This window comes from Pedobacter sp. Bi126 (assembly GCF_918698245.1).
In the GTDB taxonomy this organism is placed as follows: domain Bacteria; phylum Bacteroidota; class Bacteroidia; order Sphingobacteriales; family Sphingobacteriaceae; genus Pedobacter.
This window is the reverse complement of the sequence record NZ_CAKKMS010000002.1, coordinates 786,126-812,095: the sequence shown is the minus strand read 5'-3', so window position 1 is coordinate 812,095 and position 25,970 is coordinate 786,126. Positions and strand designations below refer to the sequence as shown.

Here is a 25,970-nt window from a genome sequence, read left to right as displayed (position 1 = left end):
ATTACCAATATAAAATACTGTAATTTAATATGGCTCAATACGAACTATTGTTACCAAAAATGGGTGAAAGTGTTGCGGAAGCAACGGTGATTAAATGGGTAAAACAACCAGGTGATTCTATTGATTTAGATGATACCATTCTGGAAATCGCTACTGATAAGGTAGACTCTGAAGTTCCTTCTCCGGTTGCCGGTAAATTGGTAAAACAGTTATTTGCTGCAGATGAAGTTGCCCAGGTGGGCGATGTAATTGCCATTATTGAAACTGAAGGTGGAGAAACCGCTATAACAGAAACTCCAGTGACAGAAAAGCCAATAGCTGAAGAAAAAATTGAAACTATTCCTGGAATTGCACAACTGCCATCAGAGAATACTACTGTAGCAACTGATTTCAGTTCGTCTGACCGCTTTTATTCGCCTCTGGTTAAAAGTATTGCTGCGCAAGAAAATATTTCGTTAGCCGAGCTTGATGCGATTAAAGGCTCCGGTGCTGATGGACGGTTAAATAAAGATGATCTATTAGATTATATTGCCAATAAAAATGGTGCAGGGCCAATCTTAACTAAGACAGTTAGTATAACAGCGCCTATTCCTCCAACAAACCAAACGGTTGAAAATAAAACAAGTTCAGCACCAGTTGTAAATAAAACATCAACAACCAGTGTTAGTGGTGGCGACGAAATTATAGAGATGGATAGAATGCGTAAACTGATTGCCGATCATATGGTAATGAGCAAAACAACTTCACCGCATGTAACTTCGTTTGTTGAAGCCGACGTAACCAATATGGTTTTATGGCGCAATAAAGTAAAAAACAGCTTCGAAAAGCGTGAAAATGAAAAGATAACCTTTACACCAATATTTGTAGAGGCAGTTGCTAAAGCCATAAAAGATTTCCCGATGATCAATGTTTCGGTTAACGGCACGCAGATTATCAAAAAACGTGATATCAATATTGGTATGGCTGCCGCTTTACCAAGTGGAAACCTAATCGTTCCTGTAATTAGAAATGCCGATCAGTTAAATTTGGTTGGCTTAACAAAAGCAGTTAATGATTTAGCTGCAAGAGCGAGAAACTCTAAATTAAAACCTGATGAAACGCAAGGCGGCACCTTTACTTTAACCAATGTAGGTAGCTTCGGCAATGTAATGGGTACACCAATTATTAACCAGCCTCAGGTGGCTATTTTAGCCGTAGGTGCCATTAAAAAGAAACCAGCTGTTTTAGAAACCGAACATGGTGATGTAATTGCGATCAGACACATGATGTTCTTGTCTTTATCTTACGACCACAGGGTTGTAGATGGATCATTAGGCGGTATGTTTGTACGTAGAGTAGCAGATTATTTAGAAAGCTGGGACCTGAACAGAGAAATTTAGTCAGTTTACAATTAACTTTTTCAGTTGATGTAAGGTCAACAATTAAACAATTTACAGTTTAACAATCAAGAATGTTAGCTTCAAATTTAAAATCAATAGTTTCGGATAACGTGCTGCATGCCAAATGGTTAAATACGTTATCTTATATGGAAAATGCAGGTGCAAAGAAGATTTCAGCTTCAGAGCATAAAGAAAATGTAAACCTGATTATTCTTAAACACGCTGCAGAAGAGCATCGTCATGCTTATTATTTAAAAAAGCAGATTTCGAAGATTGACGAGACGCTTTGTAAAACTTACACCAATGCCGAGTTGTTATCTCCAAATCATACAAAATACTATTTGCATGCTTTGGATATTGCGGTTTGTCGTTATTTAAAAGCTGTATTTAATCTTTCCGGTTACGATCTAAAATTCGCTGCCTATTTATTTGTTACCTACACGATTGAAGTACGTGCCGATGAACTGTATCCAATTTATCAAGCGGTTTTAGATGAAGCTAAAAGCAAAGTAAACGTAAAATCGATTATTTTAGAAGAAGAAGGCCACTTAGAAGAAATGATGAACCAACTGGTTAGTTTTTCTGATGATTGGGGAAATCATGCAGCTGAAGTAATCAAAATTGAAAAAGCTTTATTTGAAAGTTGGATTGCTGCCTTAGCTGCAGAATTGCCGATAAGTGCTTAAATAATCGCTAATCGTCATGGCGAAAATATACTAAGAAGTCAAGTTTTTAAAACTTGACTTCTTTCATTTAAAACCAAAGTGTTTCATCGTTGTTTCTAAATAAACACAAATATCATGGCTAAGTTTTCAGATTTAATTAACGGTGATAAACCTGTTCTTGTTGATTTTTTTGCCGAGTGGTGCGGTCCTTGTAAAATGATGAAGCCGATTTTAGAGCAGTTAAAATCTCAGGTTGGCGATGCTGTTTCTATCATTAAAGTAGATATCGATAAAAATCAACCAGCTGCTACTTCTTTTAATATTCAAGGTGTACCTACTTTAATTCTCTTTAAAAACGGAAAACAGGTTTGGAGACAAAGTGGTGTTTTACAGGCATCGCAGTTGAAACAAGTAATTGATGCTCACGCCTAAACTTCTACTACACTTTTAGGCGTTACTGCAAAAATACGTTCGTTTGCTTTCGGATAGACCGTATAAAGTCCGGTAAATAAACTAAAAGCGGGCAAAACGGCGTAGTCTTTACCAAAATAGAAGCATGGAAATTTTAATCTTTGTTTGGCTTTGCCCACAATGGTTACACCTGGATGGATATGGCCACTGATGGGGTATAATTCTTCTTCCATACCATTTGGGGCATCGTGAATAAAGCAAAACGGCCCCTGGCAAAAACTGGGTTCATGTATTTCGATATTCATTGCAGCATAATTGGCATCTGAAAGCCTATCGTGGTTCCCCTTTACCAATAGAAAATTAAGCTCTTGGTATTGTTTTCTCCATACTGAAAATTCATCAATATCGGTATTTAAACCATGATGAAACATATCCCCATTAATTAGCAATGTTGTAGGATTGTATTGTTTGATCAACAAACTTAAGCGTTGAAGATCTGTTTGGGCAATGGTAGAAGGTACTTGCAAACCGGCCTGACGGAAGTGCGCGGATTTACCCAGATGCAGATCGCTTATGGCTAAAAGCTGATGTTTAGGTAAAAACAAAGCCCTTTCTTTATCTAAAATCACTTCTTCGCCCTGGCTTGTAATGTTCATTTATTTCGCTTTATGTCATCCTGAACCTGTCAAAGCATCTTTTAAATTCCGACAGATCCAAGAAGATACATTTATTTAATTTTCTCTGATTCCGCTTTCATCCGTATAATCCGTTGCTCCAATTCTTCTGAGCTCATATTTTCACGCAGGCTATCTACCTTAATCGGGAAGGACAGCGGTGTAAAACTTTTAGGATTCGTGATTACAATTGCTCCATGCTGGATTCGATCCAATGCTGCCGCCAACCTTGGCTCTTCCAGTTGTTGGTAAAAAACTTCGTCGTATGCCTGTCGCAAAAGTAAATTATGTTTGTCATAATCGCTAAAAACATTAAAAAACAAACCAGCAGATGACTGGAGGTGCTTATTGGCTACATATTTACCAGGGTAGCCCTGAAAAACGAGTCCTGAAATGCAGGCAATATCCCTAAATTTCCGTCTTGCCATTTCAGTAGAATTGATACTCAACGTAATATCTTCAGTTAAATTTAAAGGCGAAAAAACCTCGTAGGCAATCGATTCGTCCATAGGAATTTCTGTTTCACTCAAAAGTTCAAAGCCATAATCGTTCATGGCAATAGAAAAACTGATGGGCAACAATTTACTTAAACGATAGGCAACCAGGGCCGCTAAAACCTCATGTACCAAACGCCCTTCAAATGGATAGGCAAAGAGATGAAAACCTTCTTTGTTATTAATGAGTTCGATCAGTAATTCATCATTTTTGGGTACATGGGAACGTTTTTCCTGCAATAGAAACAGCGGATACACGGCATCTAATTCTTCATCCTGATGTGTTTTATCCAATGCTTCATTGTATTTTTTCCGTAAAACCGATCCCAAATTGGAAGAAAGAGGTAAGCGGCCTCCATTCCAGCTCGGAGAGATCGCATTTTTTTGTTTACTTACCCTCACCACAACAGTCATATCTTTCACCTGAATAAATTCTAACACCCTGCCAGCCAAACGGAAATTATCGCCAGCTTTTAAACGGGTAACAAAATATTCTTCAACCATACCGATGTAACCACCAGAGAGGAATTTAACTTTTAACATGGCATCACTTACAATTGTTCCAATATGCAAGCGGTGTCGCATGGCTAATTGTCTGCTCTTTACTCTCCAAAGCCCATCTTCGTCCTTAACCACTTTCTTAAATTCGGTGTAGGCACTTAAACTATCTCCACCTGAGGTAATAAATTGCATTACCCAGGTCCATTCTTCAGGAAGGATAAGCTTAAAAGCATGGGTATTCTTAATCTCTTCGTAAATGATTTTATCATCAAATCCGTCGCCTATGGCCAGTGTAACCAAATATTGAACCAAGGTATCAAATACCATAATAAAGGGCTCACGGCTCTCTATATTGTTTGTTTTGGCTGCTTCTTTAATTGCTGCTGCTTCTACCAGTTCCAATGCATGTGTAGGTAAAAAATATATTTTAGAAGTTTCGTGAGGGGAGTGGCCCGAGCGGCCCGCCCTTTGCAAAAACCTGGCAACACCCTTTGGCGAGCCTACCTGGACAACGGTATCAACAGGTTTGAAATCTACCCCCAAATCTAACGATGAGGTGGCAATAACAGCTTTCAGCTGTCCTGTATGTAAGGCATCTTCAATCCAGTTACGAAGTTCAAAATCTATCGATCCATGGTGTATGGCAATCCGCCCCGCCAGTTCGGGTTCGATATTCAACAAATGCTGATACCACATTTCCGATTGCCCGCGGGTATTGATAAAAATTAAAGTGGTTTTACTTTTTTCAATGATCGGTAAAAGCTTGTAGGCTAGCTTTAAACCCAAATGTCCGGCCCAAGGCAATGTTTCAATATCATCAGGTAAAATTGATTTGATGAGGATTTTCTTTTCTAAATCGGCTTTAACAATAATCCGTTTGGCCTCCATATTGGGTTCGAGTACATCTAGTGCCTCTTCAATATTACCAATAGTGGCAGAAATTCCCCAAATTCTTAAAAACTGGTTTTTCTCTAACTTTTGTAAACCCTTAATGCGCGATACGGCCAGCTCTACCAACACACCTCGTTTGCTACCCAAAAGCTCATGCCATTCATCAGCAACAATACATTTAAGATTTTTGAACAAAGTTGAAGCGCCTTTTTGCGCCAGTAACAAGTGCAGGCTTTCTGGCGTAATCAACAAAATTTCGGGCATCGATTTTTTCTGCTGCAATTTCTCTGCCTGAGAAGTATCACCATTACGCACACCTACGTGCCAATCCAATTCCAACTCCAATAAAGTTTCGCGCATGGCCCTTGCAATATCTTTGGCCAAGGAGCGGAGTGGCGTAATCCAGATTAACTGTAAACGGTCTTTCGCTTTTTTATTATTGGTTTCAGTTGCATTTAAGGCCTCAATTACTACGGCTAAAAATAAAGAAAATGTTTTCCCGAAACCTGTAGGCGCATTTACCAAACCGCTGTAACCATCCAGATAATACTGCCAGGCATCTTCCTGAAACTGGAAAGGCTTGCGCTTATTGGCCTTTAGCCAGGCTTTTATCTTTTTATAACCTTTGGTTTTGGTTTGGTCCATGCTTAAATATCGCTGCTTTTGATGATTTTCTAATTTTTTTTGAAAAGCAAATAACAGTAATGCTTCGGTTAGAGCAGTGCTGCCATTCGCTTTACCTTTTTTGTAATTACCGTTAAATGTTAATTTATCCATAACAAAAAAGGGTATCGCTGCTGTCGGGTTTAAAATAGTGAGGCAAACCCTTAAGCTAAACCTATTTCCTCTGTCTGTGTCCTCACAGACCGAAATTTTCGAATTATGATCGCCATGGTCTGTGGGGACACAGACCATGGAATCTCATTACAAAGTCGATTGCAATAGCTGCCTCAAATCTTCCAAAGTATTAATTTCATCGGCTTTTTTATCTTTTCGCCACCGCAATATACGTGGAAAACGCAACGCTAAACCTGCTTTATGCCGTTTACTTTCAGCAATTCCCTCAAATGCAATTTCGAAAACCAGTTCAGGTTTTACGGTACGTACTGGGCCAAATTTCTCAATTGCATTACGGGTTACAAAGGCATTCACTTCTTTAATTTCTTTGTCTGTTAAACCCGAATAGGCTTTTGCAATCGTGACTAAATTTTCTCCATCACGAACTGCAAAGGTATAATCGGTAAAGAAATTAGTCCTTCTACCACTTCCTTTTTGCGCATAAATCATTACCGCATCAACCGTATACGGATTGATTTTCCATTTCCACCAATCGCCCCTTTTTCGTCCACTATGATAATGAGAGCTTAACTTCTTTAACATAATTCCCTCGCTGTTAATCGATCGGGATGTTTGTCTTAATTTGGCTAAATCTTCCCACGAATGGCAATTGATTACAGGAGAAATCATCACCGGACTTTCTGCTAAACCACCAATCAATCCTTCGAGTGTTTTTCGTCTTATACTTAGAGGTTCTTCTCTAAAATCCTTGGCTTCATATTCTAAAATATCATAAACAAAAAAGCCAATGGGTGCATCTTCCAATTGTTTTTTACTAATCGTTTTGCGGTTTAAACGTTGTTGCAGCGTACTAAATGATAAAACCTGTTTATCTTGCACAGCCAGTATTTCGCCATCTAAAACCACACCATCAGGTAAAACATCAATCATAAAATGCAATTCGGGGAACTGTTCTGTAACCAATTCTTCGCCTCGGCTCCAAATAAAGAGTTCTCCATTCCGTTTTACAATCTGCCCACGGATACCATCCCATTTCCATTCAGCCTGCCATTCTGAAATATCACCCAATTTCTCTGGTTCTTGCTCTAAGGCATAGGCGAGGCAAAAGGGGTAAGGCCAGGAATTATCGGTATTCACGTGGATACCATTTATCAGTTCGTGAAAAGTAATTTCATAAGGATTCCATTTCCCCATTATGCTATGCATAATCTGGGCGCTATCTAAACTGCTTTGTTTAGCCAGCGCATTCACCAGCATTTTATTGGAAACCCCAATCCTGAAATTTCCAGAAATCAATTTGTTAAAAATAAAACGTTCCTGTGTTTCGAGTTTATTCCATGCATTTAAAATAAATTCTTTTTTAGTTTCATCATCTTTACCTTCCAGATCGTGCAAATCTTCAACCCATTTATGCAATTGAAAATCTGAGGTGTTTTCGGCGGGTGGCAACAACAAAGCGATGGTTTCGCTTAAATCGCCAACATTGGCATAACTTTCGGCAAATAACCATTCTGGCGTTTCAGTAATGTTTATGGCCCAGTATTTAAGCAGGGCTGATTTAATTGGTCTTTTAGGTTTTTTACCTGTAAACAATGCGATAACCCACACCTTGTCTTTATCATCAGCATGGTTAAAGTAATTAACCAATGCCGCGATTTTATCGTTGGTTTTATTGCTCAGTTCAAGCTGTTGGATCAATTGGGCAAAACGTTTCATCGTTATTTATTTTCGTTTTGATCAACCAGATCTACTTTATTTTCTTCATCATCTTCTTGCCCAAATTTTGTTAATACTTCAGCAGCTTCTATGCCTGCATCATTTAAAAACCGACTAAAGGCAGCCGTAAAACCATGCGTAACATATACTTTTTCCGCTCCGGTTGCAGTAATAGCTTCCATTAAGCCGGGCCAATCAGCATGATCACTCAGCGCAAAGCCTGCATCGGCACTTTGCCACCGGCGATGTGCCCGCACCTGCATCCAACCAGAACAAATACCTGTTACGGGCTGAGCTAAATTTTTGATCCAGCGGCTATCCCTCATGGCTGGTGGCACAATTACAATACCTTTCTGCAATTCATCTTTAGTGGTTTCAGGAGTAATTCTGATGGTTTTTGGAAGTTTTACACCTGCGTCAATAATCACTTCATTCAGATTAGCAATACTGTTATGCACATAAATAGGAGTATCACCAGCCAAATTTTTAATTAAACGTTGTGCTTTACCCAAACTATAGGCAATTAATACACTTGTTTTTTGCTGTAAAATATTATCGCTTACCCAACTCTTGATGCCATTAAAAACAACTTCCTGTTTTTGCCATTTGTAAATAGGTAAACCAAAAGTACTCTCAGAAACAAAAGAATGGCACTTAATAGGCTCGAAGGGTGTGGTAATGCCATCATCTTCAATTTTATAATCACCAGAGATTACACAAATTTCACCTTTATAAGCTAAACGTACCTGCGCAGATCCGATAATATGTCCGGCAGGAAAAAATGAAATATTCACTCCATTGCGGATAATGCTTTCTCCATATTCCAATGTTTCTACGTTCAAATCTTCGCTGATCCTGCGTTTGATAATGGGCTTGGTTAAGGTATGGCAGAGATAGTATTTATTTCCAAAACGCACATGATCGCTATGTCCATGCGTTGTAACCGCATAATCTACAGGCCACCAAGGGTCTATATAAAAATCGCCCTGCTTACAGTAAATTCCTCTTTTGGTAAATTCTATTAATGCCATAGCTACTAAACAATAAATTTATTGATTAGTTTTAGATCAATATCGGCTAAATACCCGATAATTTAAAATATCGGCTAATTACCCGATAAATGGAAATATCGGCTAATTACCCGATATTAGTTTTGAAATATGAATAATAAGTTCGATATTGTAGTATGATTTGCATTATAACGGGTGATATTGTAGGCTCAAGAAAGATTAAAGATAGCTGGTTATTAAGCTTGAAAACTGCTTTAAAAGTAGTTTCCGATCAGAATAATAAGTGGGAGATTTACCGGGGGGATAGTTTTCAGGTAGAAGTTGAGCCAGAAAATGCCATCAGGGCTGCTGCTTATTTAAAAGCATCTATCAGGGTAAATAAACCTGCAGATGTAAGGATGGGCATTGGAATTGGAAATATCAAAAACAAGCGGAAAAAACTTTCAGAATCCAGCGGAGATGCTTTTGTAAATTCAGGAGCGGCATTTGACAGTTTAAAACAGGCTAAGGTTAATTTAGCCATTAAAACTGATTCAGCTGATTTTGATGATGAAATTAATGTCTTAATAAAGCTTTCGCTAATATCAATGGATAGCTGGGGAGTTGTAGCTGCCGAAATGGTAAAACTTGCCTTAGAGAACAATAACCTGTTACAAAGCGAACTGGCGGCTATTTCGGGCCGAACGCAATCATCAGTAAGCGAAGCTTTAAAGCGTGCACATTATACAGAAATTATGGAAATGGACAGGCTTTACCGTAAAAAATTGAACCAAATGATTTTAAAATAATGGATATCTATTTAATCAAGCTTATCCTTGTCCATTTAATTGGAGATTTCTTTTTACAACCAAATGCCTGGGTAAAAGATAAAGAAAGGAAAAAATTAAGATCAATAAAGCTCTATTTGCATGTGGCCATCCACATCGCTTTGATATTTCTTATTTTCTTAAACTTTGGCGTTTGGAAGGTAGCACTGTCAATAGGAGTACTTCATTTTGTGATTGACGCTTTAAAAGCGATTTTTCAGACCAAAAAAAATGCACGGATACTGTTTTTTGTTGATCAGGTGTTACATTTTACTTCGATAGTAGTGGTGTGGCACTTTTTTTATAAGGGAAGTTTAAACATCAGTTTTTTTAATGAAACCAAAACCTGGGTTTTAATTGCAGGAGCTTTATTTCTAACAATGCCTACATCTATTGTAATGCGGGTAATTATTGCCAAATGGCTTCCAGATAACCAACCAGACAGCCCGCAGTCATTACAAAATGCAGGTAAGTATATCGGAATACTGGAAAGAGTGCTGATCTTCTTGTTTATCTTAACCAATCATTTCGAAGCTGTTGGCTTTTTACTTGCAGCCAAATCTATATTTCGGTTTGGCGATTTGAAAGAAGCACACGACCTTAAATTAACTGAATACGTATTGATTGGAACTTTGTTAAGCTTTGGCATAGCCATTGTAACGGCTATGCTTATTCAAATGTTTATTGCATAAAAAAAGCAGCCCGAAAGCTGCTTTTTAATTTTTCTATCTTGCTCCCGGAGGGCAGTTTTCTTTTAAAAACTTAGTGTAAGTTAAGGATAAATGTTTGCCAGTTCCTTCGCCCTCAGAGATACTGTGGGTGCGGTTTGGATAACTCATCAATTGAAAAACCTTTCCGTTTTTAATTAACTCATTAATCAGCATTTCGGCATTCTGATAATGTACATTATCGTCGCCTGTACCGTGGATATACAATAAATTGCCTTTTAAGTTTTTAGCATAAGTAATTGGAGAACCCTTAATATAGGCCTCTTTACTTGGGAAAGGAGTGCCCATATAACGCTCCTGATAAACATTATCGTAGGTTAATTGATTACCAACCGCTGCAATTGCAATACCTGTTTTATAAATTTCAGGATATTGGAACATCAGGTTTAACGTAGAAGAACCACCTCCGCTCCAGCCCCAAACGGCAACACGGTCTTTATCCATAAAAGCATTAGTAGCCAATAATTTTTTAGCGGCCATCGCCTGGTCGCGGATATTGATTACACCAATGTTTTTATAAATACTTTTGCGCCATGTACTGCCTTTTGGAAGAGGGGCACCTCTATTATCCATTGAAATATAGATATAACCATCTTTGGCCATATCACCGGCATATAAACGGTTTCTCCCTGCACCATAAGTATCTAATGCTGTAGCCGAAGCAGGCTCACCATAAACATAAAATACTACCGGGTATTTCTTATCTGGATTAAAATTATCAGGTTTTTTCATCCAACCGTCCATTTCAATACCATCTTCAGTAGTTACTTTAAAAAACTCAACTTTGTTTTTAGTCGCCGCCTGTTTGGCTAATTGTGTAGTAATGCTCCCATCCATTGTAAATGGATTCCCTGTAGTAAAGTTCATCCACTCTGTAATTGGTTCAACAAGCGAACTGTTATATGAATGGCGCGCAAAAGCAGCATTTGGAGAAATATCGTAATTGTGTGTTCCTGGTAAAACCGAAGGTGTAACCTGTTCTAATTTTCCTTTTCCATCCAATTTGGTTTTAAAAAGATATTTCTGAGTGGCATTTATTGGTGATGCCAGAAAATAGACCATGTTATTTTTTACATCGATCAATTTTACATCAATCACATCATAATTGCCTTTCGTAACCAATGTTTCTTTTTTTCCATCCAAACTGATTCTATACAGGTGGTTCCAACCATCCTTTTCAGATACAATGGTAAACTCTTTATTATCATTTAGCCATTTCCACTCATCCTGTGCATCAATCCAGGCTTTAGCTTTTTCGGTATAAACTGCTTTTGCCGATCCTGTACCTGCATTACAAACGAATACGATACTTTCGTTCTGCTCGCGGTTAAGCTGTTGTAAAATAATGTCATTACTGTTAGGTACCCACTGCATGCGTGGAATATAGTGCTGAATATTGTCTCCAGGAACGTTTAACCAGTTAGTTTTGGCAGTTGCAATATCAACCACACCAACTTTACAGGCCGACGGATTTTCACCCACCTTTGGATATTCTACAGGAATGGTATACGGATAAATGGAATCTGTATTATTGATCATTAAGAAATTTTTGATCTTCGTTGCATCAAGCTGCCAATAAGCAATAGATTTGCCATCCGGACTCCATCTAAAACCATCGCGGCAATCAAATTCTTCCTCATAAACCCAATCGAAAGTACCGTTAATCATTCGGTCAGTACCATCTGTGGTTAAGGCTTTTGCACCAGTTCCATCAATGTTTTCTACATATAGGTTATGTTTGCTTACATAAGCAACCTTACTGCCATCGGGCGATAACTTAGCAAACATTAGTGATGAAGCTGGTCTATCTTTTCCAATTTGAGTGATTTTATTGGAAGTTAAATCGGCCAACCAATAATCTCCACGTGTATCGTAACGCCAAACTTTTTTACTATTGGTGTAGATTAGTGCTTTCGAACCATCATCTGATAACTGGAAACTTCTTACTGTAATAGCATCATTTTTTCCGGCTGGCGTTAATAATCCCCTTGATATAACGGTTTTACGATCATTTTTAGGAAGTGTTATTGAAACGATTTCGCCACTAATATTCTGATAATAGGAGTTGCCGTCTTTTGCCCAATTGATATTTTGAGCTTTGGCATCAATTAGCGTGCATAATGCTATACAAGCAATTGATAATCTTAATAAAAATTTTTTAATCATATATAGTTTTTGGACATAAAAAAAGCCTTTCAACTTTCGGGCTAATTTAAATAAAAAGCCTGCAGTTAAAAAGCTGTAAATTATCTGGAATTGATTAATTATTCACCACCACCTTGCATGGCTTTCAATTCTTCCATCGTTACTATATCGTAACCCGTAGGAATCTCAGTGCTAATCGCACCTACTTTAGCTTCAGAAAGAGATTTTAGAACCAGATCTGAATTTACGCCATTAATTACTGCCGAGTATTTTACAGGAAGTGCACCTAAACCTTTAAAGAAACCACCATTGGTAATTGAAGCAATATCAACATCTTTTGTTGCCCATAATTCATGCGCTCCACCTTTGTCATCTTTGTAGGTATATTTTTCAGCACTAAATCCAGCAATTGTCTGTTTTTCACCAGTTGCTTTATAATCAGAATATTTTGGCAATAAAGCTTCTTGTGCCTCTGTTTCTGCTTTGCTCACCTTTACTGCAAACTGTTTTTGAGCTACAGGAACATCAATTAATAATAATCCGGTTTTATCTGCTGTATTTGAAATGATGTTAACCATTGCAGGGCCATTTTCAATTTCTATTTTGGTTAAGTTCCCATTAAATTTAGTTTTAACATCGGTTGTTGTACCGTTAGCAGTTACTGCAAATACCAAAGTACCTTCAGCAATTTTCTTTTGTGCATGAGCAATTATAGCAGTACTTACTAAGATTAAAGCTATAACACTAGTTTTGATTGATTTGAACATGTTTTTATTTCAGTTTAGTTTTTTACCAATTTATTTTTTCTTTGTTTAAAAATGAAGAGATTCCTTTTTTAAAATCTTCACTCTCTCTTATACGGGCATTTATCTGTACCGCAGTTTCCAAGCATTTTTCCAATAGGGGATTGGTTGTTTGCGTAATCAATTGTTTAGTAACCATTAACGAATTACCAGAACTCCCGCTGCACAAACTTAATGCAAATTCTCTTACTATTTGATGAATATCGGATGAATTTGTTACAAAATTTATCAAATTATATTTCAATGCCTGCTCAGCAGAAAAGATTTTTCCAGTCAGTAAAATTTCTTTTACGATGGATTCGCTTACCTTTTGTTTTAAAAAACAAGAAACAATAGCTGGTACAAAACCAATTTTCACTTCAGTATACCCAAAATTACTTTCAGGGGTAGCAAAAACAATATCACATATCGTGGCCAAACCACAGCCGCCGGCAATGGCATGACCTTCTACCTGTGCAATAACGACTTTTGGTAAATAATAAATGGTTGTAAAGAGTTTTTTTAAATGATTGGAATCAGCCACATTTTCTTCAAATGTATTGTGCTGCAATTGCTGAAGATAGGCTAAATCGGCACCAGCACTAAAAGTATCGCCATTTGCATTCAATATGACCACTTTTACAAGGTCATCTTCAGATGCTTTTATAAATGCAGAAGTTAATTCAGCAATAAGTTTAGGGTTTAGCGCATTCCTTTTTTCGGGTCTATTGATAGTTATCGTTGCTATTCTTTCAGCAACCTGATATAAAACCAGATTTTCCATGTTATTGGGTTAGTTGCACCAAATATGCTTTATTTTTCTTTAAAACATGTACATCTATATCATTATTATCCATATACTTCCTTAAGATCTGAATTTTATAATCTTTATTGGTAGCATCGATTATTGCAGTTTTATATTTTATATCAAGGTTCATTTTGGCTAAATTAAATTTAGTATTTCCACTTAACCAGATACTTGAAAAAGCAGCATTTCCGTTTATATTTTTACCATTCAGGTTTTCATCGATCAACAGCATCTTATAATTAAAAAAGGCAATTTGATTGTTCTTTAATACGAACTGCCCTAAAACGGTATCTTTGTTAAAACTAATAAAACGTATTTTGTTTACCTGCAATTGCGTTAGTGCCGGCACAATAGAAAAATTATAATTTTTATCTTCAGCACTTAAATCTGAAACCAAAACAGCTTCCTTTCCATTAATAAAAGCAGTAGCATAGTTTTTTCTCAGAGAAAAGAAAATAATTTTCCTTTGATGAAAGGCGTTTAGATCATCGTGTACAATCAAAAGTTGATAGCAAACAAATAGTATTAAAGAAGAGAACAAAAGTTGTTTGTTTAATTTCGCCAAGGCATAAATAAATAACCCGAGCGATAGGCTCAACAATGCAAATTCAGGCAAATTAATCCATATTGATGAAAAGCTAGCATATGGTAAATTGGCAATCCAATTTAATACGGCATTTGTAAAATTTATTACCCATTCGAAAATCGCCGCTAAAAACTCGAATGCCGGAATTAATACTGCAATTCCTAAATACATCATTAACGCCAATGGGATTGTGATAAAAAGATTCGCAAAAAGAAAGTAAAGTGGGAATTGATGAAAATAATAAATGCTTAACGGAAACGTAACCACTTGTGCGGCTAAAGACATAGCTGTGAAATTCCATAACTTATCTAGCCAAACACGTTCAGTATACAGAAGGTTATAAATTTTAGGCTGAAGATAAATTAGTCCAAATACGGCCAGATAGGAAAGCTGAAACCCAACATCTAAAATTAAAAACGGATTATAAACAAGCTGACAAAATGCCGAAAATGCCAAAATATTATAACTGTTGGTTTGCTTCGATAAAACTTTAGCCGTAATTAAAATGCTGATCATTATAGCCGAGCGAACCACAGAAGGTGATAATCCTGTTAACAAAGCATATCCCCAAATCAAAGTACAGATTAACAACAGTTTCAGAATCCTTAGCGCCCGATTCTTGTTCAAGAAGAGGAACAAAAAATCTAAAACGACATAAATAATGGCTACATGTGCTCCTGATACAGATAAAGCATGAATGGTTCCGGTTTTGGAATAGGCCGATAGAGTTTCTTTGCTTAAATCAGCACGGTAACCTAAAATAAGGGTAGAGGCCACTGCAAAAGCTTCATCACTTTTAATCAGGCTTCGGTATTTTGCTACCTGCTTTTCTCTTAAGTTTAAAGCCATCTTTATAATGGGATTACCAATGTTATTTTTGTTGCTAGCGATATGATCCTGATCTATAAAAGCCTGATGATAAATATTCTGACTGCCTAACCAGGCTTTAAAATCAAATTCTGCAGGATTATATGAAGGTTCTATTTCGGCATATGTAGCTGGGATTATGATTTCGTCACCATACTTTAATTTAATAGGTTTTAAACTATCTAATTTTATGGCAAGAAGCATCTGCCCCGACAATCTGATCTGTTTGTCTTTTTGATATCCCGATACTACCTTTGCTTTAAAACGTACGATGTTGCTACTTTGCTGAGGTTCATTGTTTACCCAAACTTTTAAATAGCTGCACTGCGTTTTTGCAAAGTAATTTTGGTTTAAACTTTCGTTATGGTTCAGGCAAAGTAAACCGCCAAGGCTGAAGAAAAGTATAAAAATTAAAATACCAACAGTACCCTTGTAACGGTACACATTTAATCTTTTATAAGTAATATTCAACAATAAAATGCACAGTAAAACAACAAGCAGGACTGAGGCCCACCATTGAACTCCTATGCTTTTTGGAAAAAAATAAAAAATACAGATACCTAAAAGAAAAGGAAACAGGATCCTGACAAAAACATATTCGGACTTAAACATTGTTTAAAATTGATAGCGTACCTGAACTTTAACTTCCGATTTTTTATTGCCTTTAATTTCATCCAGGTAAGTACCTACTGTTTCTACGTCCTTATAAACAAACAACCCATATCGAACCCAAACATTTAGCTTCTTGACTATACTGTATTTCAGGTTAAAATAAGTCCTAAAACCTCTTCCATTATACATTCCAAAAGCAAAACTGTACAAAACATCATCTTCATAGGCATAAATTCTGCTGTTATAACTTGGGGTATTGAAATAGGCAAATCTTACATTTCCTGTCAGCTTAGCGAACATTGGGGAATAGTCTACATCCTGATAAACGAGATAACCAAATTCTCTATTGGCACTACCTTTTTTATATTGAGAAATCTCTAGCCTGTTTTGGAAGCGCCAATTATTATTCAATTGCCAGCTTGCCTCTGCCCGATAACCTTCTCTTTTTACATGGTCTAAAAAGTTAACAGGCACATCCAAATCCGTATTTTGTTGTTTATATTCTGTTTTAAATCGGACTAAAACTTTAAAGGTTTTGCTAGGTGTATAAACGGCCTGGGTTAAAATCTCATAACCTTTTGATGGTTCATCAACACGGTATTTTAACCACGGGAACCGAAAATAATCGCCATAGAAAGAAAAGGCCCAATGTTTATTGGGATTAATATTTAAGCCTGCATACAATCCTTTTTCATTTACCGCTTCGCTTGATTCGGATACTGCCTGATTAAAGAAACTATGATAATCTTTAGCATAATCGCGATAAGTTAAGGCTGCAGAAACGGTTGGAGACAAACTAATGAGGATACCGTTAATATAGGCAATACCACCACCTAAGCCTTTGGCTGCCTCGCCATAGAGGTACATATTTTTATAAGTATAATTGTAAAATAACCCCAGATTGGTTAATACTGTACCTGTGAAACTATATCGATCGTAAGCTGCTGTTTGCGTAACAAAACGGTTCTTATAATGAGTATGATAAGCAATTGCACCAACAGCAAATTCGTTTTTGGTATATTGAACTGTGGTACCAAATACGCTTTGCGCTAAAACGCCTTTATTCTTAATCTCAGTAGGGGTTCTATGTAAACCAGTTTGATTAATGGTGGACTGAACTAAATTTTCTGCTGAATCTAGTTTTTGGCTAGCATCTAGATTTCGGAACGAAACAAAAGCAGTAATGTCTACATTTTTAAATAAGTTAATCGTTGCAGCGCCTCCTCTGAAAAAAGAATACTCATTCGTAGAGTTATAAGGTCTTAAACCTAAATCTTTTTTAGCTACACTGGTTACATCAGGGCCTTTGCCAAAAGAAAAACCCGACCATAATGTTAAGCCCTGCCCAAATTGCAATGTATAATCGCCAACCACCAGTTTTTTTAGCTTACCCAATTTAAATAGAGCGATATTGCCAGAATAAAAATCGAAAGGTTTACCTATAAATTTTTCACCAGCATCTTTGTCTAAGGTAATGGCTGCTGATAGAATTGAACTATAATGATATCTGTAGCGCATTTGAAATCTTTCCGCAGAACCTAAATATCGGTTCCCGGGTAAATCTGTATAACCTCTTTGTTCTTGTAAGGTCTGTGCAAAGCGCATCATCAAATCATTTTCACCAGTACGTATAATGCTTTTAAAATTGAGCTGCTGGTATTCAGCGATATTGGTCAATGTTACAAATGGGAGGAGGTTATGCACGGTTTTAATATCAAAACCGTTAATACTTTGTAATTCCAGCACATCTGTAAGCTGACCATTTTCCTTTAGATGTGTAAAGAAATTAGCGATCTGCAAGGGAGATAGGAAAACCAAGGTCTTTAATTCTTCAACTGAAGTACGGTTCAGATTAATTGGATGTTTACGATATTTTTCCAATACATCAATCAGCTCGGTCATATCGTAATCATCGGGGAGGTTTTCGGCCATACTCTCCAAAATATCTCGTGTATCTGTTTCCCCAGCATTGATTTGAGCATTCGCCGTGAATCCAATCATTACAAATGCAACGACTAAGTACTTAAACCGCATAGCCACCTCCATTTAGAAATATATCATAAAGGTTAAATAGCAATGTAATTCCAAAAGGAATTTCTCGCAGAAAGAAATGATTAACTTTTGCAGATAAATGACTACCCAGATGGTTTTGGGAAAATAAAAAATAGGGGAAAAAGACAAGCAACAATACATACCATATTTTCATAAGCAGGGGTTATACCAGTTAAAAAAAATAGGGGTGATTGATGTTTTGGTTTTGCTAATATAGGAAAATAATTAAAAAAAAACTACAAAAAATGTATTTTTCAAATTACAGAAGAGTAATACAAAGAAAGTCGACAATTATAAAGGGAAAAAAGTTTCTACAGTTCTTCTGCCAGATTTACCAAAAAGCCTTTCAGTTTTTCTAACGAATCGATAATCTTTTGATTCTCTCTAACACCTGTTTTGTTATTCTTTAAATAGTCTTTGGCACCTTTTAATGTAAATCCTTTCTCATCAACAAGATTGAAGATGATCTTTAGGTTTTCGATGTCTTCTGGAGTAAAAAGACGGTTGCCTTTTTTATTTTTCTTGGGCTGTAGGATATCGAATTCCTTCTCGTAAAAACGGATCTGTGATGCGTTAACATTAAACATTTCAGTCACTTCGCCCATGGTATAATACATTTTATTAATGTCTCTTTCTTTATACGGCATATTTTGTGCTTGATTATGAGTGTCTTATATCGATTAATTAAAGTATTCAAATGTAGCTCGATTTTTCCTTAATAACGCAATAAAATTTTAATTTTGTTCCCTCCAATAATATTGAAATGACAGCAAAAGAGATTAGACAGGCATTCCTTAGTTTTTTTGAATCGAAACAACATCATGTTGTTCCTTCCGCACCGATTGTGGTTAAAAACGACCCCACTTTAATGTTTACAAATGCGGGTATGAACCAGTTTAAGGATCTGTTTTTAGGAGAGGCAGCCATAAAATATTCTCGTGTTGCTGACACACAACGTTGTTTACGTGTTTCGGGCAAACATAACGATCTTGAAGAAGTAGGTATTGATACTTACCACCACACCATGTTCGAAATGTTGGGTAACTGGAGTTTTGGCGATTATTTCAAAAAAGAAGCCATTGCCTGGAGTTGGGAACTATTGACAGAAGTTTACAAAATCCCGAAAGAAAAATTATATGTCACCTACTTTGAAGGCGATAAAAAAGAAGGTCTGGAAAAAGATCAGGAAGCTTACGATCTTTGGAAACAATATGTTGATGAAAGCCACATTTTACCTGGAAATAAAAAAGACAACTTCTGGGAAATGGGCGATACTGGGCCATGCGGGCCATGTTCTGAAATCCATGTAGATTGCCGTACTGATGAAGAAAAAGCTTTAGTTGATGGTGCTACTTTAGTAAATGCGGATCATCCCCAGGTTATCGAGATCTGGAATAATGTATTTATGCAGTTTAACCGTTTAAAAAATGGTTCATTGCAAAGTTTGCCAGCTAAACACGTTGATACAGGAATGGGCTTTGAGCGTTTGGTACGTGTTTTACAGGAAAAAACCTCTAACTACGATACCGATGTTTTCCAGCCGATGATTCAGTTTATTGCAGAAAAATCTGGTATTAAATATGGTGCTGACGAGAAAACCGATATCGCCATGCGTGTTATGGCCGATCACATCCGTGCCATTTCCTTTGTTATTGCCGATGGCCAGTTACCTTCTAATAATAAAGCAGGTTATGTAATCCGCAGGATTTTACGCCGTGCAGTACGTTATGCTTATACTTTCTTAAACTTTAAAGAGCCTTTCCTAAATCAATTGGTTCCTTTATTGGCTGAGCAATTTAAAGGTGTATTTGATGAACTGATTTCGCAACAGGATTTCGTTCAGAAAGTAGTGCTGGAAGAAGAAGTTTCTTTCTTGAGAACTTTATCAACAGGAATTCAACGTTTCGAAAAATATCAGGCATCAAATGATGTAGTAGAGGGTAATTTCGCTTTCGAATTATCAGATACATTTGGTTTTCCGATCGATTTAACGGAATTAATGGCCCGAGAAAAGGGTTGGAGCGTTGATCTAGTTGGATACGAACAGGCTTTGAAAAAGCAAAAAGACGATAGTCGTGCCGCAACAGCCATTGATACAGGCGATTGGATTGTCGTAAACACTGAAGAACAAAGCGAATTTGTAGGCTATGATGATTTAGAAATCGAAACAGAAATTTTAAAATACCGTAAAGTAAAGGCTAAGGGTAAAGAGCAATATCAAATTGTGCTTCGCCAAACACCTTTCTACGCCGAAAGTGGTGGTCAGGTAGGAGATACCGGCCGTTTAGAAGACCACAGTCGCCAGTTTTGGGTAGACATTACCGATACTAAAAAAGAAAATGGCTTAACCGTTCATTTTACCGATATTTTGCCAGATAATTTAGAAGGTAAATTTTGGGCTGTTGTAGATGAAGATAAACGTGTTTTAACTGAAGATAATCACTCTGCCACACACTTACTGCATGCGGCCTTAAAACAAGTTTTAGGTAAACATGTTAACCAGAAAGGTTCGTTGGTGAATGCAGACTACTTACGTTTCGATTTTTCTCACTTCGCTAAGGTTACTGACGAGGAATTAGCACAGATTGAGGTAATTGTGAATCAGAAAATCCGCCAGAACATTAAGTTAAAGGAGCAACGCAACGTTCCCTATCAAGATGCCATTGAAAGTGGTGTAACGGCTTTATTTGGCGAAAAATACGGCGATTTTGTTCGCATGATTACTTTTGACGACCATTTCTCTAAAGAACTTTGCGGTGGTACACACGTAAAAGCAACAGGGCAGATCGGTTCATTCAAAATTGTTTCTGAAAGTGCTGTAGCAGCTGGGGTTCGCCGTATCGAGGCTATCACTGCTGATAAAGCTGAACAATATTTCTTGGACCAAAGAAAAGAACTTGGTCATTTAAAAGCATTATTGAACGGAAGTAAAGATCTATCGGCATCCGTTCAAGCCTTATTGGATGAAAATGCAAAACTGAAAAAGGAAATTGAAAAGTCGACAATAGAACGTGTAAATACCCTAAAACATGAAATTGTTCATCATGTAAGAGGAATTAACGGTATTAACCTGATTGCTAAACACATTGATCTGCAGAGTGCTGACGCAGTTAAAAACCTGGCTTTCTCTTTGAAAGATATGGTTGATAACCTGTTTCTAGTTTTTACTACGGAAATTGATGGCAAACCGGGAATAACCGTAATGCTTTCTGATCACCTGGTGAAAAAAGGATTAAATGCTTCTAATATTGTTCGTGAGCTGGGTAAAGAAATCCAAGGTGGCGGTGGTGGACAACCGTTTTATGCTACCGCAGGTGGTAAAAACCCATCGGGATTAAAAGTTGTTTTGGAAAAAGCAGAAAGTTTTATTCCTCATCATTGATTGAAATAATAAAATAGACCCTGAAATAAATTCAGGGTGACGCTATGTAAAATAAAAAAGAGGCCCTAAAGCCTCTTTTTTATTTTAATGTCTTCCATGTTTTTCTCTGTGTCCTCTAGAGAATAAGCTTGAATTTACATTTCTATCATGATATCTGTTATCTCCACGATAAGATCTGTAATTATTTCTTGGCGAACTATAACGTACCCTGTTTCCACCACCGTAAGATGAACGGTAATAATTATCATGATTTGAATATCTTACCCTGTGCGTGTTGTAACTACGAAATGGAGTATTGCCATAAACCACCACTTTTCTGCCATGGTGCAAATTATAACCCCTATATCTTGCAGGCAAATACCTAGATCTGGTCCATCTGTTCCCGCTTAAATAAACAAATTGTCTTTGCGGAACGTAATAGTAAGATTGAACTTCAGGAAGGTAGTAATAATCAACGCTTTGATAACCAGCAGGAACCCAGGTAGGTTGAGCGCCAATATTTACATTAATACTTACCTGAGCGTTAGATTGATTAGATGTTAAAGCCACGATACCTAAAATCGCGGAGATGATAAATAACTTTTTCATAATAATCCATTTTATTTGTGTGTATTTCAATAATTCAAACGCTGTGCCAAAACTTCTATTGTAACAGATATATAAAAAAAGGAGTCTCTTTCGAAACTCCTTAATAAAGCAGTAGAGGTTATAGATTAGTGTTTTCCTTTACCATTTCCATGGCCCTTTCCCTTATTTCCATTATTCTGTTTTCCATAAATCTTTTTAGCCTGTCCTGGAGGCATACCATGAGGATGTCCCTTTACAACATAATATTTGCTATCGCGGCTATCTCTTATTACCAGCTGGCCTTTATTACCTTTATATTTTGCATACTTTACCTTATCATTCCTGAAATTCAAATAGGGCTTGGGCGAATTGATCACAACTTTATAACCGTTGTATAAATTGTAATTACCATATCTTGCAGGTAAAGAATTTGCAAAAACCCAATCGTTTCCATTTAAGTAAACAAACTGTTTTTGTGGAACATAATAATAACTTTCTACGTCAGGGAGATAGTAATAATCTACATGGTCATAGCCTGTTGGTCCCCAAAGTGGTTGCGAACCAATGTTAACATTCACATTTAACTGTGCTTTCGCGGGGATGCTGAACAATGAAACCATTATCGCTACAGCAACTAAAAATAATCTTTTCATAATCAATTCATTTAGTGTTTTCTATTTATAGCCAAACCACGTGCCAAAAGTAGGTAAACAAATAAAGGAGCCTCTTTCGAAGCTCCTTTATTTACAACTAAATATTAATATTAATGGCGCTCATTACCATGGCCTTGACTGTTATTTCTTTCAGGACGGTCATTCCCTCCTCTGTTATTGGTTTTGTGTTCATTGTTGCGTGCAGACCTTGAATTTTGATTTACCCTTACAACAGTTTTCTCCCTACGTACAGGGCGGTTATTATTAATCACTACAGTTTTGTTCCCATTATAGTTTGGATGTCCTTTTACTATATAATATTTGGTTTCACGACTATCTCTTATAATACCTTGGCGACCACCATAATTTTTATATTTACTGTATTTGGTTACATAGATACTGTTTCTTAAATACGGTTTTGGCTCATTGATTACGACTTTATAGGCGCGGTATAAATCAAAGTTCCTGTATCGGGCAGGCAAACTGCTTACCCAAACCCAACGTCCGCCATTTGAGTAAATGTATTGTGCAGACGGTACATTATAATAGGCATCTATATCAGGAAAATAATAATAATCTACATGATTGTATCCTGTCGGGCCCCAAACTGGTTGAGAGCCGATATTGATATTTAAGCTAACCTGCGCTTTTGCATTGTTTATGCTGAATAATGAAACCATCAGAACTGCAGCAAATAAAACTAACTTTTTCATAATGTTTTTAAATTAAAGGTTTCTTTTATGTGTTTGCTGAGATAGACAATAGCTGAGCACGGTAGTTTAATTAAAGCAATTTCATTTAACATTCTTTAACTATATTTGCCTCCATAATACATTTAAAGGGATCATTTTAATATGAGTTTAGGAACATCCGAAAACAATTACGAACTCGTTTCAGGACTAGAAATCCACGTTCAGTTAAACACCAACACTAAAATATTTTCTGCTGACAGTGCATCTTTCGGGGCTTTACCCAATCAAAATATATCTACGGTTTCGCTGGCATTGCCTGGAGCCCTACCGAAGTTAAATAAAGAGGTAGTAGCAAAAGCCATCCGTATCGGTCTGGCTTTAAACTGTACCATTAACCAGACCAACCATTTTGATAGGAAAAATTATTTCTATGCCGACTTGCCAAAAGGTTATCAGATTACGCAGGATAATCAACCCATCTGTGTAAATGGTTTTCTGGAATTGCAACTGGCTGATGGCCCTACGAAGAAAATCGGAATCAATCGCATTCACCTGGAAGAAGATGCCGGAAAAAGTATCCATGATCAGGATGATAACTATTCGCTGGTTGATTTGAACCGTGCGGGTGTACCTTTAATCGAGATTGTAACTGAACCCGATATCCGCAGTTCGGAAGAAGCATCTGTTTTATTAAGCGAAATCAGGAAACTGGTGAGGCATTTAAATGTAAGCGATGGCAATATGGAAGAAGGTAGTTTGCGTTGCGATGCCAATATTTCTATACGTCCACAGGGCACTACCGAATTTGGAACACGTTGCGAAGTAAAAAACCTAAACTCGATGCGTAACGTACGTAGAGCAATGGATTTCGAATTTGGCCGTCAGGTAGAAGTGATTAGCAATGGAGGAAGAATTATTCAGAGCACATTGAATTTTGATGCTGATAAAGGCACTACATCACCGATGCGCACTAAAGAGGAGGCAAATGATTATCGTTATTTTTCAGATCCTGATCTGCAACCCATTTATATTTCTGATGATTGGTTAGCAGAGATTAAATCTTTAATGCCGGCTTTACCAAATGAAATTTCTCAGCAGATGGTTACTGACTTTGGGATCAGTAAAGCTGATGCAGCTCTTTTTGCCGAAGATTTAGACCTGTTGAACTACTTTAACAAGGCACAATCATCCGTTCACAATAAAAAAAGCTTAATTAATTGGTTAATTGGCCCTATTAGAGCTGTTTTAAATGAAAAAGGAATTACGATCTCTGATTTTAAAGTCAATCCGGAACAACTGGCAGAAGCTATCAATCTGGTTGATGATAAAAAAATCACACAGCAAATTGCCATTCAACAATTATTACCAGCTGTTGAGCTGGAAGAAAATGCAAAAGTTAATGATTTGGCACAGTCATTAAACTTACTGATCTCTGAAAACGGAGACGAATTAAGTAGTTTTATTGATGAAGTGTTAAATAAATATCCGCAACAGGTAGAAGCGTACAAGAAAGGCAAAAAGGGCGTTTTAGGTTTGTTTGTTGGTGATGTAATGAAATTAGCCAAAGGAAAAGCCGATGCTAAAAAATTAAATGAATTAATACTTGAAAAACTGAAATAATGAAATTAAAACAATTGAGCCTGATTATGCTGATCGCGATTGCCTTCACTGCATGTAAACCAAAAGATAGCTTTACGATTGACGGAACTTTCCAAAACCCAGGCACGGAGAAGAAAGTATTTTTATACGGGATGCAAAATAGCAATATGGTTGCAATCGATTCTACCAATCTATCAGAAAAAGGTGAATTTAAATTCATCCGCAAAACCCCATCGGTTGATTTCTTTAGGGTATCTGTAGGTAACCATGAGTTTATGTTAATTGCAAAAAATGGCGATGACATTAAATTAGAAGCTGATTTGGCTGATAAAACAATGGCATATAAAATTTCAGGGGCAAATGAGGTAGAAAAATTATCAGAACTAAATACGATTAGAAACAATTTTGCCAAACAGGTAGAAAAACTACAGGCCGATTTCGAGGCAAAAGTAGCAACACAACCTCAAAACAGGGCAGCTGTGCTAGAAGCAATGAAACCTCAGTACGAATCGTATATCAATCAATTAAACACGCAGATTATAAAATTTGCTAAAGATAATAAAGGTACGCTTGCCAGTTTTTATGCCATGAATACTTTGAGTCCGCAGGAATTTGAAGCAGAACTGGTACAATTTGCGGATGAGGTGAAAGAAGAAATTAAAGGCAATGCCACAGTTGATACTTTTGTCAAACAGATGGCACTTTTAAAAGCGGTTCAGGTAGGGCAGGTTGCTCCGGCATTCACCATTAATACAGCTGACGATAAACCTGTAAGTTTATCAGACTATAAAGGAAAATACGTACTGATTGATTTTTGGGCATCATGGTGCCAGCCTTGCCGCCAGGAAAATCCGAACGTGGTTAAGGTTTATAATAAATATAAAAATAAGAACTTCGATATCATAGGTATTTCGCTGGATACCGACAAGGCAGCATGGTTAGGTGCAGTGAAAGCAGATGGATTAACCTGGACACACGTTTCCGAATTAAAGGATTTTAATGGTGCAACGGTAAAAAAATACCAGGTACAGGCTATACCAACTTCTTACTTAGTTGATCCTTCTGGAAAAATAATCGCTAAAAACCTGCGTGGCGACGAATTAGAGACGTTTTTAGCTAAAACGTTACTTTAAAACAAAATCCATGTTAAAC

At 36.9% G+C, this 25,970-nt stretch carries 21 protein-coding genes; 8 read left to right on the top strand and 13 right to left on the bottom strand.

The genetic code is table 11. The features are described from left to right. Window positions 1-29 precede the first annotated feature (29 nt). From LQ201_RS08530 to trxA, 3 genes are all read left to right on the top strand, one after another. Complete coding sequence (locus LQ201_RS08530; protein ID WP_230141272.1) at window positions 30-1,379, top strand: dihydrolipoamide acetyltransferase family protein; 1,350 nt, start codon at window positions 30-32, stop codon at window positions 1,377-1,379. Window positions 1,380-1,450: 71 nt separating this feature from the next. Beyond that, complete coding sequence (locus LQ201_RS08525) at window positions 1,451-2,065, top strand: hypothetical protein (RefSeq protein WP_230141270.1); 615 nt, start codon at window positions 1,451-1,453, stop codon at window positions 2,063-2,065. A gap of 114 nt (window positions 2,066-2,179) precedes the next feature. Further along, the gene (gene trxA / locus LQ201_RS08520) at window positions 2,180-2,476 is read left to right on the top strand and encodes a thioredoxin (RefSeq protein WP_230141269.1); all 297 of its coding nucleotides are present in this window, start codon (window positions 2,180-2,182) and stop codon (window positions 2,474-2,476) included. Here trxA and pdeM read toward each other — a convergent pair. The 4 genes from pdeM to LQ201_RS08500 form a co-directional block, all read right to left on the bottom strand. After that, complete coding sequence (gene pdeM, locus LQ201_RS08515; protein ID WP_230141268.1) at window positions 2,473-3,111, bottom strand: ligase-associated DNA damage response endonuclease PdeM; 639 nt, start codon at window positions 3,109-3,111, stop codon at window positions 2,473-2,475. The genes trxA and pdeM overlap by 4 nt on opposite strands. A 71-nt stretch (window positions 3,112-3,182) precedes the next feature. After that, entirely contained in the window at window positions 3,183-5,660 is a 2,478-nt protein-coding gene (locus tag LQ201_RS08510; RefSeq protein ID WP_230141999.1) for a ligase-associated DNA damage response DEXH box helicase, read from the bottom strand. 279 nt (window positions 5,661-5,939) lie between these two features. Next, on the bottom strand, window positions 5,940-7,529 hold the full coding sequence (locus LQ201_RS08505) for an ATP-dependent DNA ligase (RefSeq protein ID WP_230141267.1): 1,590 nt from the start codon (window positions 7,527-7,529) through the stop codon (window positions 5,940-5,942). Between the two features lie 2 nt (window positions 7,530-7,531). Further along, the gene (locus LQ201_RS08500; protein WP_230141266.1) at window positions 7,532-8,560 is read right to left on the bottom strand and encodes a ligase-associated DNA damage response exonuclease; all 1,029 of its coding nucleotides are present in this window, start codon (window positions 8,558-8,560) and stop codon (window positions 7,532-7,534) included. A gap of 155 nt (window positions 8,561-8,715) precedes the next feature. On the opposite strand from LQ201_RS08500, the gene LQ201_RS08495 reads away from it, so the two are divergent. Both LQ201_RS08495 and LQ201_RS08490 read left to right on the top strand, forming a co-directional pair. After that, a complete protein-coding gene (locus LQ201_RS08495) occupies window positions 8,716-9,327 on the top strand; it encodes a SatD family protein (RefSeq protein WP_230141265.1) in 612 nt (203 codons plus the stop codon). Further along, complete coding sequence (locus tag LQ201_RS08490) at window positions 9,327-10,037, top strand: DUF3307 domain-containing protein (protein WP_230141264.1); 711 nt, start codon at window positions 9,327-9,329, stop codon at window positions 10,035-10,037. The genes LQ201_RS08495 and LQ201_RS08490 overlap by 1 nt, the downstream gene beginning before the upstream one ends. A 33-nt stretch (window positions 10,038-10,070) precedes the next feature. On the opposite strand, the gene LQ201_RS08485 is transcribed toward LQ201_RS08490, so the two are convergent. The 6 genes from LQ201_RS08485 to LQ201_RS08460 all read right to left on the bottom strand — a co-directional run bounded on the left by LQ201_RS08485 (window position 10,071) and on the right by LQ201_RS08460 (window position 18,572). Next, on the bottom strand, window positions 10,071-12,239 hold the full coding sequence (locus tag LQ201_RS08485) for a S9 family peptidase (RefSeq protein ID WP_230141263.1): 2,169 nt from the start codon (window positions 12,237-12,239) through the stop codon (window positions 10,071-10,073). A 98-nt stretch (window positions 12,240-12,337) separates the two neighbouring features. Next, a complete protein-coding gene (locus tag LQ201_RS08480) occupies window positions 12,338-12,985 on the bottom strand; it encodes a DUF4412 domain-containing protein (protein ID WP_215128762.1) in 648 nt (215 codons plus the stop codon). 22 nt (window positions 12,986-13,007) lie between these two features. Next, the gene (locus LQ201_RS08475) at window positions 13,008-13,784 is read right to left on the bottom strand and encodes an enoyl-CoA hydratase/isomerase family protein (RefSeq protein ID WP_230141262.1); all 777 of its coding nucleotides are present in this window, start codon (window positions 13,782-13,784) and stop codon (window positions 13,008-13,010) included. 1 nt (window position 13,785) lies between these two features. Next, window positions 13,786-15,873, bottom strand: a complete 2,088-nt coding sequence (locus LQ201_RS08470) for a ComEC/Rec2 family competence protein (RefSeq protein ID WP_230141260.1) — start codon at window positions 15,871-15,873, stop codon at window positions 13,786-13,788. Window positions 15,874-15,876: 3 nt separating this feature from the next. Continuing rightward, window positions 15,877-17,907 (bottom strand): helix-hairpin-helix domain-containing protein, encoded by a 2,031-nt coding sequence (locus LQ201_RS08465; RefSeq protein WP_230141259.1) that lies wholly within the window; start codon window positions 17,905-17,907, stop codon window positions 15,877-15,879. A gap of 329 nt (window positions 17,908-18,236) precedes the next feature. After that, window positions 18,237-18,572: a MerR family transcriptional regulator gene (locus LQ201_RS08460; protein WP_029274329.1), complete on the bottom strand. Its 336-nt coding sequence runs from the start codon at window positions 18,570-18,572 to the stop codon at window positions 18,237-18,239. A gap of 116 nt (window positions 18,573-18,688) precedes the next feature. Between LQ201_RS08460 and alaS the strand changes: the two genes are divergently transcribed. Then, a complete protein-coding gene (gene alaS / locus LQ201_RS08455; RefSeq protein WP_230141257.1) occupies window positions 18,689-21,307 on the top strand; it encodes an alanine--tRNA ligase in 2,619 nt (872 codons plus the stop codon). Between the two features lie 84 nt (window positions 21,308-21,391). Here alaS and LQ201_RS08450 read toward each other — a convergent pair whose 3' ends face one another. From LQ201_RS08450 to LQ201_RS08440, 3 genes are all read right to left on the bottom strand, one after another. Then, a complete protein-coding gene (locus LQ201_RS08450; RefSeq protein WP_230141255.1) occupies window positions 21,392-21,895 on the bottom strand; it encodes a hypothetical protein in 504 nt (167 codons plus the stop codon). A 125-nt stretch (window positions 21,896-22,020) separates the two neighbouring features. Next, window positions 22,021-22,527 carry a hypothetical protein gene (locus LQ201_RS08445; protein WP_230141253.1) on the bottom strand — a complete coding sequence of 169 codons (507 nt, stop codon included), beginning with the start codon at window positions 22,525-22,527 and terminating at the stop codon, window positions 22,021-22,023. Between the two features lie 110 nt (window positions 22,528-22,637). Next, a complete protein-coding gene (locus tag LQ201_RS08440) occupies window positions 22,638-23,240 on the bottom strand; it encodes a hypothetical protein (protein ID WP_230141250.1) in 603 nt (200 codons plus the stop codon). Window positions 23,241-23,381: 141 nt separating this feature from the next. Between LQ201_RS08440 and gatB the strand changes: the two genes are divergently transcribed. After that, entirely contained in the window at window positions 23,382-24,839 is a 1,458-nt protein-coding gene (gatB, locus tag LQ201_RS08435; protein ID WP_230141249.1) for an Asp-tRNA(Asn)/Glu-tRNA(Gln) amidotransferase subunit GatB, read from the top strand. After that, window positions 24,839-25,951: a TlpA disulfide reductase family protein gene (locus LQ201_RS08430; protein ID WP_230141247.1), complete on the top strand. Its 1,113-nt coding sequence runs from the start codon at window positions 24,839-24,841 to the stop codon at window positions 25,949-25,951. The genes gatB and LQ201_RS08430 overlap by 1 nt, the downstream gene beginning before the upstream one ends. The last annotated feature ends 19 nt before the right edge of the window (window positions 25,952-25,970 follow it).

Excerpts from the sequence above, each read along its gene's own strand:
- LQ201_RS08530 (WP_230141272.1), top strand. The coding sequence starts at position 30 with ATGGCTCAATACGAACTATTGTTACCAAAAATGGGTGAAAGTGTTGCG.
- LQ201_RS08525 (WP_230141270.1), top strand. The coding sequence starts at position 1,451 with ATGTTAGCTTCAAATTTAAAATCAATAGTTTCGGATAACGTGCTGCAT.
- trxA (WP_230141269.1), top strand. The coding sequence starts at position 2,180 with ATGGCTAAGTTTTCAGATTTAATTAACGGTGATAAACCTGTTCTTGTT.
- pdeM (WP_230141268.1), bottom strand. The coding sequence starts at position 3,111 with ATGAACATTACAAGCCAGGGCGAAGAAGTGATTTTAGATAAAGAAAGG.
- LQ201_RS08510 (WP_230141999.1), bottom strand. The coding sequence starts at position 5,660 with ATGGACCAAACCAAAACCAAAGGTTATAAAAAGATAAAAGCCTGGCTA.
- LQ201_RS08505 (WP_230141267.1), bottom strand. The coding sequence starts at position 7,529 with ATGAAACGTTTTGCCCAATTGATCCAACAGCTTGAACTGAGCAATAAA.
- LQ201_RS08500 (WP_230141266.1), bottom strand. The coding sequence starts at position 8,560 with ATGGCATTAATAGAATTTACCAAAAGAGGAATTTACTGTAAGCAGGGC.
- LQ201_RS08495 (WP_230141265.1), top strand. The coding sequence starts at position 8,716 with ATGATTTGCATTATAACGGGTGATATTGTAGGCTCAAGAAAGATTAAA.
- LQ201_RS08490 (WP_230141264.1), top strand. The coding sequence starts at position 9,327 with ATGGATATCTATTTAATCAAGCTTATCCTTGTCCATTTAATTGGAGAT.
- LQ201_RS08485 (WP_230141263.1), bottom strand. The coding sequence starts at position 12,239 with ATGATTAAAAAATTTTTATTAAGATTATCAATTGCTTGTATAGCATTA.
- LQ201_RS08480 (WP_215128762.1), bottom strand. The coding sequence starts at position 12,985 with ATGTTCAAATCAATCAAAACTAGTGTTATAGCTTTAATCTTAGTAAGT.
- LQ201_RS08475 (WP_230141262.1), bottom strand. The coding sequence starts at position 13,784 with ATGGAAAATCTGGTTTTATATCAGGTTGCTGAAAGAATAGCAACGATA.
- LQ201_RS08470 (WP_230141260.1), bottom strand. The coding sequence starts at position 15,873 with ATGTTTAAGTCCGAATATGTTTTTGTCAGGATCCTGTTTCCTTTTCTT.
- LQ201_RS08465 (WP_230141259.1), bottom strand. The coding sequence starts at position 17,907 with ATGCGGTTTAAGTACTTAGTCGTTGCATTTGTAATGATTGGATTCACG.
- LQ201_RS08460 (WP_029274329.1), bottom strand. The coding sequence starts at position 18,572 with ATGCCGTATAAAGAAAGAGACATTAATAAAATGTATTATACCATGGGC.
- alaS (WP_230141257.1), top strand. The coding sequence starts at position 18,689 with ATGACAGCAAAAGAGATTAGACAGGCATTCCTTAGTTTTTTTGAATCG.
- LQ201_RS08450 (WP_230141255.1), bottom strand. The coding sequence starts at position 21,895 with ATGAAAAAGTTATTTATCATCTCCGCGATTTTAGGTATCGTGGCTTTA.
- LQ201_RS08445 (WP_230141253.1), bottom strand. The coding sequence starts at position 22,527 with ATGAAAAGATTATTTTTAGTTGCTGTAGCGATAATGGTTTCATTGTTC.
- LQ201_RS08440 (WP_230141250.1), bottom strand. The coding sequence starts at position 23,240 with ATGAAAAAGTTAGTTTTATTTGCTGCAGTTCTGATGGTTTCATTATTC.
- gatB (WP_230141249.1), top strand. The coding sequence starts at position 23,382 with ATGAGTTTAGGAACATCCGAAAACAATTACGAACTCGTTTCAGGACTA.
- LQ201_RS08430 (WP_230141247.1), top strand. The coding sequence starts at position 24,839 with ATGAAATTAAAACAATTGAGCCTGATTATGCTGATCGCGATTGCCTTC.